This window comes from Arthrobacter sp. ISL-5 (genome assembly GCF_018613835.1).
Lineage (GTDB): Bacteria > Actinomycetota > Actinomycetes > Actinomycetales > Micrococcaceae > Arthrobacter.
In genome coordinates this window covers 207,554-224,102 of sequence record NZ_JAGGPM010000035.1, presented here as the reverse complement: position 1 = coordinate 224,102, position 16,549 = coordinate 207,554, and the positions used below count along the sequence as shown (strand labels likewise).

At 67.4% G+C, this 16,549-nt stretch carries 13 protein-coding genes and 1 pseudogene; 8 read left to right on the top strand and 6 right to left on the bottom strand.

Annotated elements, in window-relative coordinates:
* Nucleotides 1-173: 173 nt before the first annotated feature.
* From J7I89_RS19810 to J7I89_RS19795, 4 genes are read right to left on the bottom strand one after another with little or no spacing between them, the layout of a single operon-like run.
* Nucleotides 174-1,304, bottom strand: coding sequence for an adenylate/guanylate cyclase domain-containing protein (locus J7I89_RS19810; RefSeq protein WP_214973740.1), 1,131 nt, complete (start codon nucleotides 1,302-1,304; stop codon nucleotides 174-176).
* Nucleotides 1,294-1,893 (bottom strand): PH domain-containing protein, encoded by a 600-nt coding sequence (locus tag J7I89_RS19805; RefSeq protein WP_214973738.1) that lies wholly within the window; start codon nucleotides 1,891-1,893, stop codon nucleotides 1,294-1,296. The genes J7I89_RS19810 and J7I89_RS19805 overlap by 11 nt, the downstream gene beginning before the upstream one ends.
* A complete protein-coding gene (locus J7I89_RS19800; protein ID WP_214973736.1) occupies nucleotides 1,886-2,845 on the bottom strand; it encodes a biotin--[acetyl-CoA-carboxylase] ligase in 960 nt (319 codons plus the stop codon). The genes J7I89_RS19805 and J7I89_RS19800 overlap by 8 nt, the downstream gene beginning before the upstream one ends.
* Nucleotides 2,846-2,905: 60 nt before the next feature.
* Nucleotides 2,906-3,796 carry an NAD(P)-dependent oxidoreductase gene (locus J7I89_RS19795; RefSeq protein ID WP_214973734.1) on the bottom strand — a complete coding sequence of 297 codons (891 nt, stop codon included), beginning with the start codon at nucleotides 3,794-3,796 and terminating at the stop codon, nucleotides 2,906-2,908.
* 218 nt (nucleotides 3,797-4,014) lie between these two features.
* Between J7I89_RS19795 and J7I89_RS19790 the strand changes: the two genes are divergently transcribed.
* From J7I89_RS19790 to J7I89_RS19770, 5 genes are all read left to right on the top strand, one after another.
* Nucleotides 4,015-5,598, top strand: a complete 1,584-nt coding sequence (locus J7I89_RS19790; RefSeq protein WP_214973732.1) for an acyl-CoA carboxylase subunit beta — start codon at nucleotides 4,015-4,017, stop codon at nucleotides 5,596-5,598.
* Nucleotides 5,595-5,840, top strand: coding sequence for an acyl-CoA carboxylase subunit epsilon (locus J7I89_RS19785; RefSeq protein WP_214973730.1), 246 nt, complete (start codon nucleotides 5,595-5,597; stop codon nucleotides 5,838-5,840). Before J7I89_RS19790 ends, J7I89_RS19785 begins: the two co-directional genes overlap by 4 nt.
* Before the next feature lie 79 nt (nucleotides 5,841-5,919).
* Complete coding sequence (locus tag J7I89_RS19780) at nucleotides 5,920-7,605, top strand: DUF885 domain-containing protein (RefSeq protein ID WP_214973728.1); 1,686 nt, start codon at nucleotides 5,920-5,922, stop codon at nucleotides 7,603-7,605.
* A 166-nt stretch (nucleotides 7,606-7,771) separates the two neighbouring features.
* The gene (locus tag J7I89_RS19775) at nucleotides 7,772-9,241 is read left to right on the top strand and encodes a dicarboxylate/amino acid:cation symporter (RefSeq protein ID WP_214973726.1); all 1,470 of its coding nucleotides are present in this window, start codon (nucleotides 7,772-7,774) and stop codon (nucleotides 9,239-9,241) included.
* A gap of 154 nt (nucleotides 9,242-9,395) precedes the next feature.
* Nucleotides 9,396-10,100, top strand: a complete 705-nt coding sequence (locus tag J7I89_RS19770) for an alpha/beta fold hydrolase (protein ID WP_214973724.1) — start codon at nucleotides 9,396-9,398, stop codon at nucleotides 10,098-10,100.
* Between the two features lie 4 nt (nucleotides 10,101-10,104).
* On the opposite strand, the gene J7I89_RS19765 is transcribed toward J7I89_RS19770, so the two are convergent.
* Nucleotides 10,105-10,659: a hypothetical protein gene (locus J7I89_RS19765; RefSeq protein ID WP_214973722.1), complete on the bottom strand. Its 555-nt coding sequence runs from the start codon at nucleotides 10,657-10,659 to the stop codon at nucleotides 10,105-10,107.
* 264 nt (nucleotides 10,660-10,923) lie between these two features.
* Here J7I89_RS19765 and J7I89_RS19760 point away from each other — a divergent pair, with 264 nt between their 5' ends.
* The 3 genes and pseudogenes from J7I89_RS19760 (at nucleotide 10,924) to J7I89_RS19750 (ending at nucleotide 14,734) form a co-directional block, all read left to right on the top strand.
* Entirely contained in the window at nucleotides 10,924-11,616 is a 693-nt protein-coding gene (locus J7I89_RS19760) for a TetR/AcrR family transcriptional regulator (protein ID WP_214973720.1), read from the top strand.
* 1 nt (nucleotide 11,617) lies between these two features.
* Nucleotides 11,618-14,160, top strand: a pseudogene (locus J7I89_RS19755) (MMPL family transporter).
* A 100-nt stretch (nucleotides 14,161-14,260) separates the two neighbouring features.
* The gene (locus J7I89_RS19750) at nucleotides 14,261-14,734 is read left to right on the top strand and encodes an ASCH domain-containing protein (protein ID WP_251045570.1); all 474 of its coding nucleotides are present in this window, start codon (nucleotides 14,261-14,263) and stop codon (nucleotides 14,732-14,734) included.
* A gap of 56 nt (nucleotides 14,735-14,790) precedes the next feature.
* Here the strand turns inward: J7I89_RS19750 and J7I89_RS19745 are convergent, their stop codons facing one another.
* The gene (locus J7I89_RS19745) at nucleotides 14,791-16,308 is read right to left on the bottom strand and encodes an HNH endonuclease (protein WP_214973713.1); all 1,518 of its coding nucleotides are present in this window, start codon (nucleotides 16,306-16,308) and stop codon (nucleotides 14,791-14,793) included.
* Nucleotides 16,309-16,549 lie beyond the last annotated feature (241 nt).

The following is a 16,549-nucleotide window of genomic DNA, read 5'->3' as shown; positions in this document are numbered from 1 at the left end:
TCTGAGTTTCGACTATTACATGGGCGCTGGCGGGTTGTCCAAGGAGAACCCGGTGCGGGACTCTCCGTTACCCGGCAAGCCTACCCATGGGCGCCGTGATCCGCGATGGGGAGGACTCCCCCGGCAGAATCAGTCCGGGCCTGTTCAGTCCAGGCCTGTTCAGTCGAGCCTGATCAGTCCAGGACCAGGCCCTTGCCCTGGCCCCGGGCCAGCACCACCGGCTGGATCTCGCCGAAGCCGCGGACGTTCTCCACTTCCTGCGGGATCAGCACGAACCGCTCGTCCTGGTCCAGGGCCGCCGCGGTCATCGAATCCACCAGCACGCTTCCCGGATCAGCCAGCGTGGTGAGCCGGGCGGCAAGGTTGACGGTTGGCCCGTAAATGTCGCCCAGGCGGGACAGGATCCGCCCCCACACCATGGCCACCCGGGCCTCGGGGAGGATTTCGTCCCTGGTGAAGGCCTCGGCCAGCGCCAGGGAAATCTCGGCGCCCGCAGCCGGTGTCTCGGCGATATAGAGGACCTCGTCGCCCACCGTCTTCACGAGTCGTCCGCCGCCCACGGAGATGATCTCGGCGCATTTGTTTTCGAACCGCTGCACCAGCTTGGCCAGGGTTTTTTCGTTCATGCGCCGGGAGAGGCTCGTGTAGGACACCAGGTCGGCGAAGCCCACGGCCCGCGCCAGGGGCAGCGGGGCGTCGTCCTCGTCGCCTTCGCGGCCTTCCTCGCTGGCCTGCAGCCCGGCTTCGGCCCGGACGGCCAGCCGTTGGACACCGGCGTTGAGCTGGCGCCGCCACGAGTAGACAAGCATCTGTTCGAGGGGATCCACGAGCGAGGGAAGTTCGTGCACCAGGCGCTTGCGGGCCTGGGCATCCGTGAGGCCCTGCTCATGGACCATGTCCTCGACAAGGGCCTCGATCTGCCAGACCACCATGCGGTCCGTCATCTGGCCGATGGCCCGCGTGACCGAGATGGCGGCGTCTTCGGTGAGTTTTCCTGACCGGACCTGGTCCACCACGGTGTTCAGGGCGGCCAGGTCGCGCTCAGTGAAGGCGACGTCGTCGTCGCCGAGGTTGGGGAAGCCCAGGGCGCGCCACAGCTTCCGGGCGGACAGCAGCGAGAGTCCGGCGCCGGCGGCCACTTCGCGGCGCCGCAGCTTGCGCTCACCGCCCAGGAGACGCGCCTCAAGGGATTTTGCCGCGATTCGTTCCGCGGAGAGGGTTCCGGTGTGCGGAGCTTCGACGACGGCGTCGGTCACCTCCCCGGCGCCCGCTTCCTGGCTGCTGCGCGGATCATCATCGTTCATCTCTTCCACCTTCTCTCATGTCCCGCGGAAAACCGGCGTCGGAATCCTCCGGCGCCTGACCAAATCCAAAATTTTCTTCGTCCGGGAGCTCATCAATAGCATCCAGCAAGAACCTGTGGAACGTGGCCACTTCCGGCACGTCCCGCAGCACGGCGCCGAATTGATGCCCGGCATCCAAGGATATATTCCCGGAGCGCAACATCCGCTGGAGCATCGTCTGGCTGACCGTGACATTACGCACTGAGGCCAGGAACACCTGCTGGTCCCGGCGCCGGAGCACGCCATAGCGGGCGAGTATCCTCTGGCTGGTCAGGAAGTAGCGGGTGGCGTGCCACCGCAACAGCCTCGGCAGGCAGTAGCCGCACAGGACCCACACGACCGTCAGAACACAGGCCGCAACCAGCCAGAACGTCCATTCGCCGGAAACGGCCGGAACCAGCCCGGACAATCCGCCCCGGATAATCCAGGCGCTGGCAAAGGCGGCAAGGGCCGGTGTCAGAACGAACACCACCGCCGGGACAAACAGCATCCTTGGCTGCGGGCGGGTCATCACAATGACCTGCTCCCCCGGCAGGAGTTCTTTACGCATAGCCGCTTTCGGGGGACTGCCCCGGCGGGGTCCAGGGACGCAGGTGGACCACATCTCCGGCCGTCACAACGTGCTCGTGGGATGCGGCATCCACCACCAGCAGTGCGCCCGCATCATCAAGCCGGGTGGCATGGCCGATGATTTCATGGTCGCCCGGCAGCTGGGCACGGACCTGCTTGCCCAGTGTCACCATGACGGCTTCCACGCGCTTGTGGAGCGACGGTCCGCCGGCCAGCCCTGCGGTGGGGTCGCCGTCGGCGTTGCAGAAGCTGCGGTAGAGCGTGCAGAAGCGGGACAGGTAGCTCTTCAGGAGCACGGTGCGGTCCACGGTCCCGGCACCTTCAAGCTGTACGGACGTGGCGGTGGGAACGGGAAGCTCAGCGTCCGTGAGCGTGACGTTCAGGCCCGTGCCAAGTATGACCGGCGGCACGGTGCCGTCCCCCATCGGCCCCAGCTGGGCCAGGATGCCGGCGACCTTCCTGCCACGGACCAGGACGTCGTTCGGCCACTTGAGCTCGGCAGGGATTCCCGCCGTATCCAGCAGTGCGTCGCGGAGTGCCAGCGCGCCCAGGAGTGAGAGCCACGAGTAGGTCTGGGTGGGCAGCGGCCGGCCGTCGGCGTTGACGGGGCGCAGCACCACGGAGACCAGGACCGAGCTGCGGGCGGGCGCCTCCCACGACCGGTCCAGCCGTCCGCGGGCAGCCGTCTGGTGCTCGGCGGTCAGGACGGCCAGGTCCGGCCAGGCCTTCGGTTCCACGGTGACCGCACGCAGGAGGTCGGCGTTGGTGGAACCCGTGGTGTCCACGACCGTCAGCTGCGGGATCCCGTTGGCGGACAGGAATTCTGCATTGGACAGTGCGTCCCGGTCCAGTGTGGGCCGCTCGGGCAGCCCCTTGTCTCCGGCCAGGTTCTCCTGCGGTTCACGGCTATCGTCAGGGCGTGCGGCTTCCATAGTTGAATCCTATCGAGTTGCCGGGCAGGAGCGGCCTGATCCGGAAGGCGGTCAGGGGATTCAGAGGAAGATGTCAGGGACGAGGCGGTCCTCGTCCGCGCCCAGGCTGTAGGGCCGGAAGTCGGCCACTCCGGCCGCGGACAGCACCTGTTCGTCCGTGTAGAAGTTTCCGGTGGGGCTGCCCGCCCCCTCCGCGAGGTTGCTGCCGGTGAGCACCGCATGCGCCGCGTCGGCCATGATTTCCGGTCCGCGGGCTGCCCGGACAATGGCGTCCCCTCCCGGCATGTTCCTGATGGCCGCGGTATCGATCAGGGTGCAGGGCCAGAGCGAGTTGACGCGGATGCCGTCGGCCCTGAGCTCCTCCGCGAGGCCCAGCGTGGTCAGGCTCATGCCGTACTTGGCCATCGTGTACGCCAGGTGCTTGCCCGCCCATTTTGGATCAAGGTTCAGCGGCGGCGAGAGCGTGAGGATGTGCCCGCCGTCGGATTTCCGCAGGGCGGGCAAGGCCAGCTTGGACAGCAGGAAGGTGCCGCGGACATTGATGTCCTGCATGAGGTCGTACCGCTTCATGTCCACCGCGTCCGTCGTCGACAGGTCTATCGCCGATGCGTTGTTGATGACGATGTCGATCCCGCCGAAGTGCTCGACGGCGGCCGCCACGGCGTGCGCGACGTCCTCGTCATTGCGGACGTCCCCGACGAGCGGCAGCGCCCTGCCGCCGGCGGCCTCCAGTGCTTCGGCGGCGCTGAAGACCGTGCCCTGGAGTTTGGCATGGGGCTGTCCCGTCTTGGCGAGCAGGACCACGTTGGCGCCGTCGCGCGCGGCGCGCAGGGCGATGGCGAGGCCGATCCCGCGGCTGCCGCCGGACATCAGGATGGTGCGGCCCTGAAGGGAACCGGCGGCACGGTAGGGCGTTGCTGAGGCGTGGAAAGCATCGTCGCTTGAAGTCATAGGGACACTCTAGCCGCTTTATGTTACTGGTGAGTAACCTCGGTCATCTGGCCGACGCCGCGGGCGAAAATTGTAGGATCCCTACAGCGGTGCGGGGAATAAGCGTCACTAGACTAACCATCGGGGCCTTGGATTTGTGCAGAAGCTACTTAAGCCTGCGCCAGGCGCCCCGCGTTACGCTGCTACAGCACCGATCAGCTACAGAGCCGGAGACATTCATGAGCCACGATCTGACCACGACGGCGGGAAAGATTGCCGATTTCCGCGACCGCCAGGCCAGTGCAGAGCAGCCCTCCGGCCCGGAAGCGATCGAGAAGCAGCATGCCCGCGGCAAGAACACGGCCCGCGAGCGCATCGACCTCCTCGTGGACGAAGGATCCTTCGTGGAGTTCGACGCCCTGGCGGTGCACCGCTCCACGGCGTTCGGCATGGAGAAGAAGAAGCCGCTTGGCGACGGCGTGGTGTCCGGCTACGGCACGGTGGACGGACGGCTCGTGGCGCTCTACAGCCAGGACTTCAGCGTCTACGGCGGTTCGCTGAGCCAGGTCAACGGCGAAAAGATCGTCAAGGTCCAGGAATTCGCGCTGCGAAACGGCTGCCCGGTGGTGGGCATCAACGACGGCGGCGGCGCCCGTATCCAGGAAGGCGTGGCGTCGCTGGCCATGTTTGCGGATATCTTCCGCAACAACGTCCACGCCTCCGGCGTCGTCCCGCAGATCTCCCTCATCATGGGCCCCTGCGCCGGCGGCGCAGCCTACTCCCCCGCCCTGACCGACTACGTGGTGATGGTGGACAAGACCTCCCACATGTTCATCACCGGCCCGGACGTCATCAAGACCGTCACGGGCGAGGACGTGGACATGGAGACCCTGGGCGGTGCCCGGCAGCACAATGCGACCACCGGTACGTCCACGTACCTGGCGTCGGATGAAGCCGATGCGATCGAGTTTGTGCGGGAACTGCTGGACTTCCTCCCCTCCAACAACCTTTCCGAGGCGCCGGTCCTGGAGCACCAGCAGGAGCTGGAGGTCGACGAAGACGACCTCGCCCTGGACACGCTGATCCCGGACTCCGCCAACCAGCCGTACGACATACGCAAGGTCATCGAGCAGGTCGTCGACGATGCCCACTTCCTGGAGATGCAGTCGCTGTACGCCCCGAACGTGATCATCGGCTACGGCCGGGTCGAGGGCCACACGGTGGGCATCGTGGCCAACCAGCCCATGCAGTTTGCCGGCACCCTGGACATCTCGGCCTCCGAGAAGGCGGCCCGGTTCGTGCGCCACTGCGATGCCTTCAACGTTCCCATCATCACGCTGGTGGATGTTCCGGGCTTCCTGCCGGGCAAGGACCAGGAGTTCCAGGGCATCATCCGTCGCGGCGCCAAGCTCCTGTACGCCTACGCGGAGGCCACCGTGCCCAAGCTGACCGTGATCACGCGGAAGGCCTACGGCGGCGCCTACATCGTCATGGGCTCCAAGAAGCTCGGCGCCGACCTGAACCTCGCCTGGCCCACGGCGCAGATCGGCGTCATGGGCGCGCAGGGCGCCGTCAACATCCTCTACCGCCGCGACCTGGCTGCCGTGGCAGAGGCCGGCGGCGACATCGAGGCCAAGCGCGCCGACGTCATCCGCCAGTACGAGGAGGAGTTGCTGAACCCCTACCAGGCTGCGGAGCTCGGCTATGTGGACGCCGTCATCGCCCCCTCGGACACGAGGCTGCAGATCATCAAGGGACTCCGGGCGCTCCGCGACAAGCGTGCCAGCCTCCCCACCAAGAAGCACGGAAACATCCCGCTATGAGCCCGAAAGATCCGCTGGTCGACGCCCCGACGGTTGAGCCTGCCGAAACCCCGCTCTTCTCGGTCGTCAAAGGAGAACCGACGCCCGAGGAGCTGGCGGCGCTGACCGCCGTCGTCCTTTCCCTGGAGTCAGCCGAAGCGGCTGACCTTGAGAAGCCCAGCGTCCGCCACTGGGTCCGGCGTCAGCAGCTTCGGCTCGGCCCGACGCCCGGTCCCGGCGCCTGGAAGCGCAGCCGCGGCTGAAATCCGGCTGGCGCCGCAAGGAATCCGCAAAAGTTCAGTAAGTCTTTCATAACTGGGCTGGCGCCGTTAGTCTCATGGGGTGACTCATGAAACCTCAGCCTCCGCGCGCCCCAAGACCCCCGTTGACGCCGTCGCCGACGCCTACACGGACACCCTTATCCGGCTCAATCCGAGCTTCGCCACGATTTTGGGCGTGCCGGGCCACGACACGGAATTCCAGGACTTCTCCCCTGCCGGGATCGCGGAATTCGCTGCGGCGGCGCGCGGAACCCTCGACGCGCTGGCGGGGCTGGCTCCTGCCGACGACGTGGATGCCGTCACGCTTGACGCCATGCGCGAGCGCCTCGGGCTCCAGCTGGAAATCCACGAAACAGGCTGGGACGCCGCCGAGCTGAACAACATCGAATCCCCGGCGCAGAACATCCGCTCCATCTTTGACCTCATGCCGACGGACACCCAGGAGCACTGGGAACACATCGCCGGCCGTGCGCACAACGTTCCCGGCGCACTCAGCGGCTACATCGAGTCCCTCCGCGCGGCCAAGGCTGCGGGCCGGGTCTCCGCCTCGCGCCAGGTGGGCATCGTGATCGAGCAGACCACCAGGTACGCCGCGGAGGACGGCTTCTTCGCGAAGCTGGCAGCCGGCGCCCGGACCACGGACGGCCCGCTGCCGGAGGCACTGCAGAAAAACCTCGACGGCGGCGCTGCCGCCGCCCGGGCAGCCTACGCCGGGTTTGCCGCGTTCCTCCGGGATGAACTGCTGCCGGTGGCGCCGGACAGGGACGCCGTGGGGCGGGACCGGTACGCCCTCGCGTCGCGGTCCTTCCTCGGAGCCACGGTGGACCTGGAGGAAACGTACGCGTGGGGCGTGGGCGAACTCGATCGGATCATTGCCGCGCAGGAAGCCGTGGCCGGGGAAATCCGGCCCGGCGCCACCGTTGCGGAGGCGAAGGAAATCCTGAACAACGACGCCTCACGCCAGCTCAAGGGCACCGACGCCCTGACGGCCTGGATGCAGGGGCTTTCAGACCGTGCCGTGGCGGAGCTGGCCGGCGTCCACTTTGAGATCCCGGACGTCATGAAAACCCTCGAATGCCGCATTGCCCCCACGGACGACGGCGGCATCTACTACACCGGCCCGTCGGACGACTTCAGCCGGCCGGGGCGGATGTGGTGGTCCGTGCCCGCCGGCGAGGACACGTTCACCACCTGGGCCGAGACCACCACGGTGTTCCACGAGGGCGTGCCCGGGCACCACCTCCAGATCGCCACCGCCGTCTACCGCCGCGAGCTCCTCAACAGCTGGCGGCGCAACGTCTGCTGGACCTCCGGTCACGGCGAGGGCTGGGCGCTGTACGCCGAGAAGCTCATGGAGGAGCTCGGCTACCTCAAGGATCCGGGCGACCACATGGGGATGCTGGACATGCAGCGGATGCGGGCAGCCCGCGTGGTGTTCGACATCGGCGTCCACCTCGAACTCGAGGTGCCGCGGCGCTGGGGGTCGGGCGCCTGGACGCCGGAAAAGGGTCTCGACTTCCTCAAGGCCAACCTGGACATCAGCGAAGGTCAGCTCCAGTTCGAATTCGCTCGCTACCTTGGCTGGCCGGGCCAGGCGCCGTCCTACAAGGTGGGCCAGCGGCTCTGGGAGCAGATCCGCACCGAACTCGAGGCCCGCCCTAACTTCGACCTCAAGGCGTTCCACACCAAGGCGCTGAACATCGGCTCCGTGGGGCTCGACACCCTCAAGCGCGCGATGCTGGGGTAGGCCTCTCCGCCGGGAGACGTTTGCCACACTCCTCCCGGGAATAACTTCACAAAAGGTTGGTCTGGCGTCGATTTTCCGGGCATCCGGGCCATGCCCGGCCGCGGGGGCGCGTCATATTTCTCAATGTCGGGTGGAAGCTGTATTTTGTGCGGCCTAGGTTGTTCCGGTGAGCAATCAAACCAGCACCTCTTCCTCGGCCGGACAGACCGGCTTCCAGCTGCCCCGGTGGGCGGGCTCCTTCGGCTTCCAGATCGTTGCCGCCCTGATTGTCGGGCTTGGGCTTGGACTTCTGGCCAAGTACACCGGCAGCACGAAGGCCAGCCCGAACGGGCTCGGCGCCACGCTGCAGACCATCGGATCGAGCTACGTCTCGCTGCTGCAGACCGCCGTCGTACCCCTGATCTTCACCGCCGTGGTCAGCTCCATCTCCAACCTCCGTGAAGTTTCGAACGCGGCGCGGCTGGCCTGGAACACCCTGCTGTGGTTTGCCATCACCGCGCTGGTCTCCGTGCTGGTCGGCATCGGACTCGGCGTGCTGCTGCAGCCCGGCGCCAATACCGGCATTTCTGGCGACGGCGAGGAGTATGCCGGCAAGTCGGGCGACTGGTGGGCGTTCCTGACCGGCCTTTTCCCGAAGAACTTCCTGGGCCTCGGCGCGAACACCACGGTTGCCGAATCGGGCGCCGTGGCCACGGCGGTCAGCTTCAGCGTGCTCCAGATCCTGGTGATCGCGATCGCCGTCGGCGTTGCCGCCCTAAAGGTGGGCAAGCAGGCCGAACCGTTCCTGGCACTCAACACTTCGGCGCTGGCCGTCATCCAGAAGGTGCTGTGGTGGATCATCCGCATCGCTCCCCTGGGCACCGTTGGCCTGATCGGCAACGCGGTTACCGTGTACGGCTGGGACACCATCGGTTCCCTGGGCAAGTTCACCGTTGCGATCTACATCGGCCTGGCCCTGGTGATCTTCGGTGTGTACCCCGCACTGGTGCGCTCCCACGGGTTGTCCGTGAAGCAGTACTTCTCCGGCGTGTGGCCGGCCGTGCAGCTCGCGTTTGTGTCCCGCTCTTCCATCGGAACGCTGCCGCTGACCCAGCGCGTTACTGAACGGAACCTCGGCGTTCCCCGCGCTTACGCCTCATTCGCCGTTCCGCTGGGCGCCACCACCAAGATGGACGGCTGCGCAGCGATCTACCCGGCCATCGCCGCCATCTTCGTGGCCCAGTTCTTCGGCATCCAACTGGACCTCAGCCAGTACCTCCTCATCGCCCTCGTGTCGGTCCTCGGATCGGCGGCCACGGCCGGAACCACCGGCGCCGTAGTCATGCTGACCCTGACGCTGTCCACGCTGGGACTGCCCCTGGCCGGCGTCGGACTCCTGCTGGCGATCGACCCCATCCTGGACATGGGCCGCACGGCGGTCAACGTGGCCGGGCAGGCGCTGGTCCCCACCATCGTGGCCAAGCGCCAGGGGATCCTCGACGAGGCGCTCTACAACGCGCCCCGCACCGGCGACCCGTTCGCGGACGACTCCACCGCGGCTGCCCCCGCGGCCGAATCCTCGGAGGCCGCACGCTCAGAGACTGCACGCTCAGAGTCCGGGCCGGAAGGCCGTGAGCTGGCCGCGTCCAAAGCCTAGGCGCGGATAGCCAGCAGCTTCCGCCGGTTCCGTCCGGGAGCAAGCGACGGCGGCCCTCACTGAGAACTGTTCCCCCGGGATTTCCCGGGGGAACAGTTCGTTAAACCCAAATCGTCGTCCCCAAATCGTCGGCGGGGCGGGGTAGGGTACCGCCATGGACATCATTCTGGTTCCCGGGTTTTGGCTGGATGCGTCGTCATGGTCGGAGGTCACGCCGCCGCTGGTTGCGGCAGGACACCGCGTTCACCCGCTCACGCTGCCGGGGCTGGAATCCGTCGATGCACCGCGGGCGGGGATCGGACTGCGCACCCACATTGACACAGTCGTGGAGGCGGTCGACGCCATCGACGGCCAAGTGGTCCTTGTCGGCCATTCCGGCGGAGGCGCCATCATCCACGGTGTCGTCGATTCGCGCCCGGACCGCGTGGCCCGCGCCGTGTATGTGGACAGCGGCCCGCTCGGCGAAGGCGGAGTGATCAACGACGAACTGCCGGTCGAGGGAGATGACGTGCCGCTGCCGCCGTGGGACGGCTTCGAGGATGCCGACCTGGTGGACCTCGATGACGAGCTGCGTGCCGCGTTCCGCGCACGTGCCATCCCGCAGCCGCGGGGCGTGGCCGCCGACCAACAGCACCTGCATGACACGCGCCGTTACGACGTCCCGGCCACGGTCATCGCGTGCGAGTTCCCGTCCTCCCTGCTCACGGAATGGATCGATGCCGGCCATCCGTACGTGGCGGAACTGGCGCGCATCAACGACGTCGAATTCGTGGACCTGCCCACCGGGCACTGGCCGCAGTTCACCAAGCCGGCCGAGCTCGGCGCCGCCATCCTCGCCGCGGTGGACCGCACAGCCTGAACAGTCAGTGCCCGCCGCCAATGACGCCCTTTTCCGCCGCCTTGGCCACTGCGTCCGCCTCAGCCTGCGTCAGGGTGCCATCCTTTACTGCCTGATCGAGGCGCGGCTTCAGCGCTGTCGCCCGGCTCTTTTGCGCCTCGGTGCGCAGTTCTTCCAGGGCGGTCTTCACCTTGGCCTCGTCAATTCCGAGGGACTTTGCCAGGGACGCGGCCAGCGCCGCCTCCCTCGCCGCGCGGTCCGGCTTTTGTCCGTCCGTACGGGGCCCGGTGGGCCGGTTGGCATCGCGGAACGCCCTCAGCGAGTCCGCCACCTTGGCTTCGTCGACGCCCAGCTTGGTCGCGAGCGCCGCGGCCTGCGCGCCGCGATCACCGTGGCCGTGCCCATGCCGGCCGCCCGGCAGATGCCCGTCGGGCGCTGGATTGCCGGACGGGCTGCTGGAACTGGGTATGGGGGTCGGGGTGGCCGTCGTTGCCGCTGCCATCCCCGTCACGCCGAATCCGGCACCGAGCGCCACGGCCGCCGCGCTGAGGCTGAGTGCCAGTTTCTTCGAACGCTTCATGATCTTTCTCCTGGATCTGCCGCACGGTGACGGCGCCGTCCTCGCTGGCCGTGCCGGCCATGGGACCAGCTTGCACTGCGGACATAAACCGGGCCTATGAAGGGGCTGTGAACTACATGTGAATCCTCCGCCCAACCTGTGAGCGTCTCCCAACTGACTCGCAGTTAACGTCGTTTTGGGGGCTCAAAACGACGTTAACTGCGAGCTAGTTGGGTGATCCGAATATTCTTGCGCAGAGTGCAAACATGCACGTAGTGTAATTGCGTGCCTACTTCCAGTTCTCCCGCGGCCGTCCCATCTGCCGATCCTCCGTCCCGGCGTGAACTCAATAAAGCCGCAACTCGGCAGGCCATCTCGGACTCCACCCTGGAACTTCTGCGCAGCCAGGGGCCGGGCAACTTCACAGTGGAGGACATCGCAGAATCGGCGGGCATCTCGCGACGCACCTTCTTCAACTACTTCAGCAGCACAGAGGCCGCCATCGCGTCAGTCACGCACGGCTTCCTGGACACCGCCCTGGAGCAGTTCCGCCTGCGGCCGGCGGACGAACCCATCCTGGAGTCGGCCCGTGCTGCCCTGGTTGAGCTGGCCGACCCCATGACCGTCGCACCCATGGCCGAGCTCTTCAGCCTGACCCAGGCCAGTCCCCTGCTGGCCCGCTCCGAGCTCGAGGCCTGGGACCACTGCACCGAGCAGATCATCGCCGCCGCCCGCGAACGCGCCGCCCAGAACCCCGCCGCGGAGATGGACGAGCTCTACCTCCGCGCCCTTGCCGGCTCTGTCATCTCCTGCGGCAAGGCCGCCATGGAAGTGTGGTTCAGCCGCTGCGGCACCGATCTCTCAGCGGAATCACTGTCCATCCTCCGGCAGCTGCTGATCGATTCGATGGGCCTGCTGGGATCCGGCTTCGCCGCCCAAGCACACACCTCATCCCCGCACTCACCAGAACGGTCCTGACATGGCACTTCTCCTCTACCGCCTCGGCAAGTTTTCCTACCGCCACCGGTGGCTCGTCATCTCGCTCTGGCTGGTGGTCCTCGTGGCCGTCGGCGGTTCCGCAGCTGCGTTCCACGGAACCATGTCCAACAATTTCCAGATCCCTGGCACAGAGACCCAGCAGATGGCGGACAAGCTCAAGAGGGAACTGCCCTCAGCCTCGGGCGGCTCCGCCGGGATCGTCTTCGAAGCCAATGACGCCCGGTTCAGCCAGGCCGGCAGGGACGCCGTGTCCGCCGCACTGACAAAGCTCTCAAGCCTCCCCGACGTTCAGGGGACGGTGGACCCGTTCGCCACGCAGGCGCAGCTGGACAAGGCAGCCGAGGAGGTCGCCGCCGGCGAACAGAAGGCGGCCGCAGGCAAGGCCCAGCTGGACAAGGCCGCCGCCGAACTCGCCGCCGGCAACGCCCAGCTGGAGGCTGCCGAACAGCAGATGGCCGCCGCGGGACTTCCGCCGGAAGCCATCGCGGCCCAGCTCGGCCAGCAGAAAGCCGCCCTCGCCGCAGGCCAGGAAAAGCTCGGCGCCGGAACCAAGGAACTCGAGGCCGGCAATGAAAAGCTCGCCCTCGGCAAGCGCCAGCTGGAGGCCTCCCGGGGCATGCGCTTCGTCTCCGAGGACGGCAAGGCCGCGATCGCCCAGGTCCAGTTCAAAACGTCAATCAACGGCGTGGACCCGGAGGTGCGGCAGGAAGTCCAGGACATCGCCAACGAGGTCTCCTCTGCCGGGGTAACGGCCCTGCCCAGCAAGGAAATCACCGAGGACGTCTCCGAGATCTTTGGCGTTGCCGAGATCGTCGGCATCGCCGTCGCGGCCCTCGTCCTGATCCTCATGCTCGGCACCCTGGTCGCCGCCAGCCTGCCCCTCCTCATGGCACTGCTGGGCGTGGACCCGGCGTTGGCGGCTCCTTTGCCCTGAGCGGGGTTGTCGACATGAGCTCCATCTCCCCGATGCTGGCGCTCATGCTCGGCCTCGCCGTCGGCATCGACTACTGCCTGTTCATCGTCAACCGCCACCGCAGCCAGCTGCTGGCCGGCACGGACGGCGAAGAATCCGTGGCCCTCGCCACCGGAACCTCCGGCAACGCGGTGCTGTTCGCGGGCCTGACGGTCATCATCGCCCTGGCGGCCCTCGTCGTTCCGGGGCTGCCGTTCCTGGCCGTGATGGGCCTGTCTGCCGCCGCCACGGTGGCCGTCGCCGTCGTCGTCGCCCTGACGCTGACGCCCGCGGTGCTCTCGCTCGTCGGCAGGAAGCTGATCTCGAAGCGGGCCTGGGCCAAGGCCGAGGAGCACAATGCCGACCCGGACCATGAGGCCGCGGACCGCGCCAAGGACGAACACCGCAGCAGCCACGGCTGGGGCGGACTCGTCACCAAGCACCCGGTGATGGCCACGCTGGCCGGCGTCCTGCTGCTCGGCATCGTCGCCTTGCCGGCAAGCCAGTTGAGGCTCGCCCTGCCGGACGGCGGTTCTGAGCCCGTCGATTCCCAGGCCTTCAAGGCCTACGACGTGACCAGCCGCAGCTTCGGCGAAGGCACAACCGGCCCGATCGTCGTCGTCGGCGACCTCCCCGAAGGCCTCAACGAGGCCGAGGTCCAGGCCAGGCAGCTCGACGTCGCGGACGTCCTCCGCAGCACCGAGAACGTGACGGCCGCCATCCCGGTAGCCCTGAGCGAGGACCGCCGTACCGCGGTGTTCCAGGTCATCCCCAAGGAGGGACCGGCCAGCGCCAGCACCGTTGAGGTGGTCTCCCAGATCCGCGCCGAGAAAGCCGCAATCGAGGAATCCACCGGCGTGAGCATCGGCCTCACCGGCCAGACCGCCGGCAACATCGATGTCTCCACGAAGCTCGGCGACGCCCTGCCGCCCTACCTGGCGATCGTGGTGGGACTCTCGCTGATCCTGCTGCTGCTGGTGTTCCGCTCGATCGTGGTGCCGCTGCTGGCCACGGGCGGCTTCCTGCTCTCGCTGGCCGCCGCCTTCGGCGCCGTTGTGGCGGTCTACCAGTGGGGCTGGCCGGGGACAGTCTTCGGCGTCGATAACCCCGGTGCCGTGCTGAGCTTCCTGCCCATCATCCTGATCGGCGTGCTGTTCGGCTTGGCCATGGACTACCAGGTGTTCATTGCCTCGGGCATGCGCGAATCCTTCATGCACGGCGAGTCGGCGAGGCACGCGGTGCGCTCGGGCTTCAGCCACGCCGCCGCCGTGGTCACCGCCGCCGCCATCATCATGGTCAGCGTGTTCTCGGGCTTCATCTTCTCCCACCTGAACATGGTCCGGCCGCTGGGCTTCGCGATGGCGTTCGGCGTGCTGGTGGACGCGTTCGTGGTGCGCATGACGATTGTCCCGGCCGTGATGTACCTGCTCGGCAACAAGGCCTGGTGGCTGCCGCGCTGGCTGGACCGCATCCTGCCCGACGTGGATGTGGAAGGGGCGAGACTCCGCAAGCCAAGCACGACGGCGGCCAGCGCCTCTGCGCCCGAACCCGCCGAGGTTGCGGCTGGCTGATCTCTTCTGCGGCTGCTGGCAGCTTTCGCTCCGCGCCTGCGACGATATGGAGGTGCATTCTCATCCAGTCGCCCCACCTGATGTCCAAGCAGCTGATCGAATGTGGGACGCCTACGCCGCCGCGCATCCCGAGGCCGTCGCCGCATCGCCCGACTTCACGGTCGAACACTTCGGTGATTCGAAACCGCTCGCCAACGAACTCCTCGGCGTTGTCCTCAGCGGAAGAAAGCGCGCGACAGCGGAACTCGTCGCTGACTTCATCGCCCGCGGCGACCAGGTGCCCCGCATCGGATCCCATTGGATAGCTTGCGACGGTGAGGGGCTGCCCCGCATCATCATCCGCAGCACAGAGCTCCGTATCGGCCCCTTCACGAGCGCTGATACGGCCTTCGCTCGTGATGAGGGCGAAGACGACTTAACCCTGGAAAGTTGGCAGCGTGAACACCGCCGCTACTGGACGCGTGTCTCCGCCGCCGCCGGCCGTGAATGGTCAGAGGACGACGAGATCGTCTTTGAACGCTTCCAAGTGGTCTGGCCACCCGAGCACGCGGACACGCACGCGCCGCAACAATAAAGGTGCACGAATAAAGGTGCACGGCTGCATGACCCGGCAGGCCGCTCGCTGCCAACTCAGGCCGCTCGAGGAGCTTCTGCCGCGAGCACACCACCCCTTGCCCGCATACGAACCTTCGCATGGCGCCGGAGTTCACGCCTGTGCCGGCAGGCTTCCGCGTTCGAAGCGTCGCTCAGCGTTCCAGGCAGAGGGGGTGCAGTGGAGCGGTAGCTGTGGCCTGTCGGGGTCCGGATCTCGAGAGTATGCCTCAGCCGGCCGGCGCCACCGGGCCCAAGAGGCTTCACCGTCCAGCCGGGGCTTTCCTTGGTGCGGTTGCACGCTTCGCAGAGCCCGGCACCGTTCCCGTCGGTGGTGGTGCCGCCGCGGTGCCAAGGGATGATGTGGTCGAAGTGGCGGACTGGAGCGTCGCAGTACGGGGTGCGGCAGGTGTCGTCGCGGGCTTGGATGAAGCGGCGCAGCCCCGACGGGAAGAGCCTGGCGCGGGAGTCCATCGCGACGAGCTCTCCGGCGCCAGGTGAGGTGTAGAGCCGTCGCAGCCACGCATCCACGGCGGCATTCCCCGAAGCAGCCTCCGCGAAGGCACCGCCGGAGGCGGCAACGTCGTGGGAAGCGGCGGTCCCGCCTTCGATTGCAGCGGCTCCCCCGACGGCACCCCTGGCCCAGCCCGCAGGAACGACACCGTAACCGGGGAGCCGGGCAGGCTCGGAGTCGCCCTGGAACAGCGTGCGGTCGGTCATGATGAGCTGGATCTCGATCCCCGTGATGCCGCCGGGGGTGCCGGTGGTCCGTTCGACCAGGGCGTCGGCCATGATCTGGCCCCGGGACCGTTCATCCCCGTCGGAGCGGAGGGAGTCCGCGTGGCGGCTGAGCGCTGCGTGCACGGCCACTCCGGCCGAGACGGGCAATAGGGCGGTCAGGTAGCACATGGTGTCCGGAGCGGGACGGAGACTGACGTGCCGTTCGGTGGCGGCGTGGGCGGCGCGCTGCGTGACGGAGCGCGGGTCGCGGCGATAGGCGGCGGTACGGGCGGCGGCCACCAGTGCCCGGTCTCCTACACCGGTCAGCGTTCCTGCGTCGGGCGCGAGTTCCTCATCGACGCTGCACCGGTCCGCGGCGGACAGGCACGCCGTTTCGCGCACCAGCAACGTGGCCCGCCACTCGTTCAGCTGCCCCGCCTCCAAGGCAGCGAGCGTGTGCGGCATCTCCATCACCAAGGCCTTGGCCAGGCCCAACAACCGGTTTCCCTTGGCCGGGGATTCGCGACGCGCGAGGGCAATCTGTGCTCCAATGCCTTCCCCGAGCCGGTCAGCGGGGATGCCGGCGTCGGACTGCTGCCGGCGCTGCAGCCGGTCAAATGCGACGGACAGCCGGGCCTGACGGGCAGCCAAGGCAGACTTTCTGTCTTCCAGTGTCCGGATCTCATCAATCAGGCGGGCACCGTCCTGCTCGGCCGTGCCTCCGCTCAGGGCTAAGGCTGCATCGTCCGTGGCCGCCCCCTGACCGCAGCTGCAGCTGCAGCCGCAACCGCACCCGGCTGCAGCCGGAGCCGGGTCGGACCCCCAATTACCGTCCATAGCTCAAGTGTCCCGGTGGGCTCTGACATTAAGGGCGATCACGTTAATGGGGGCCCGCCGAAGCCGGTCAACCGCTTCGGCTGCCATCGGGGAGGTCCCCATCCCGGACGTAGCCACCGGCACGCGGCTGAGGACAACCGCCCCTTCAAGACGCGTCCTAACAGTGCTCAGTGCAGAGCTCAGCTCGTCCAGCCCCCGGCAGTGTTCGATCGGCGCGGCATAATCCTCGGGCAAAGTCATT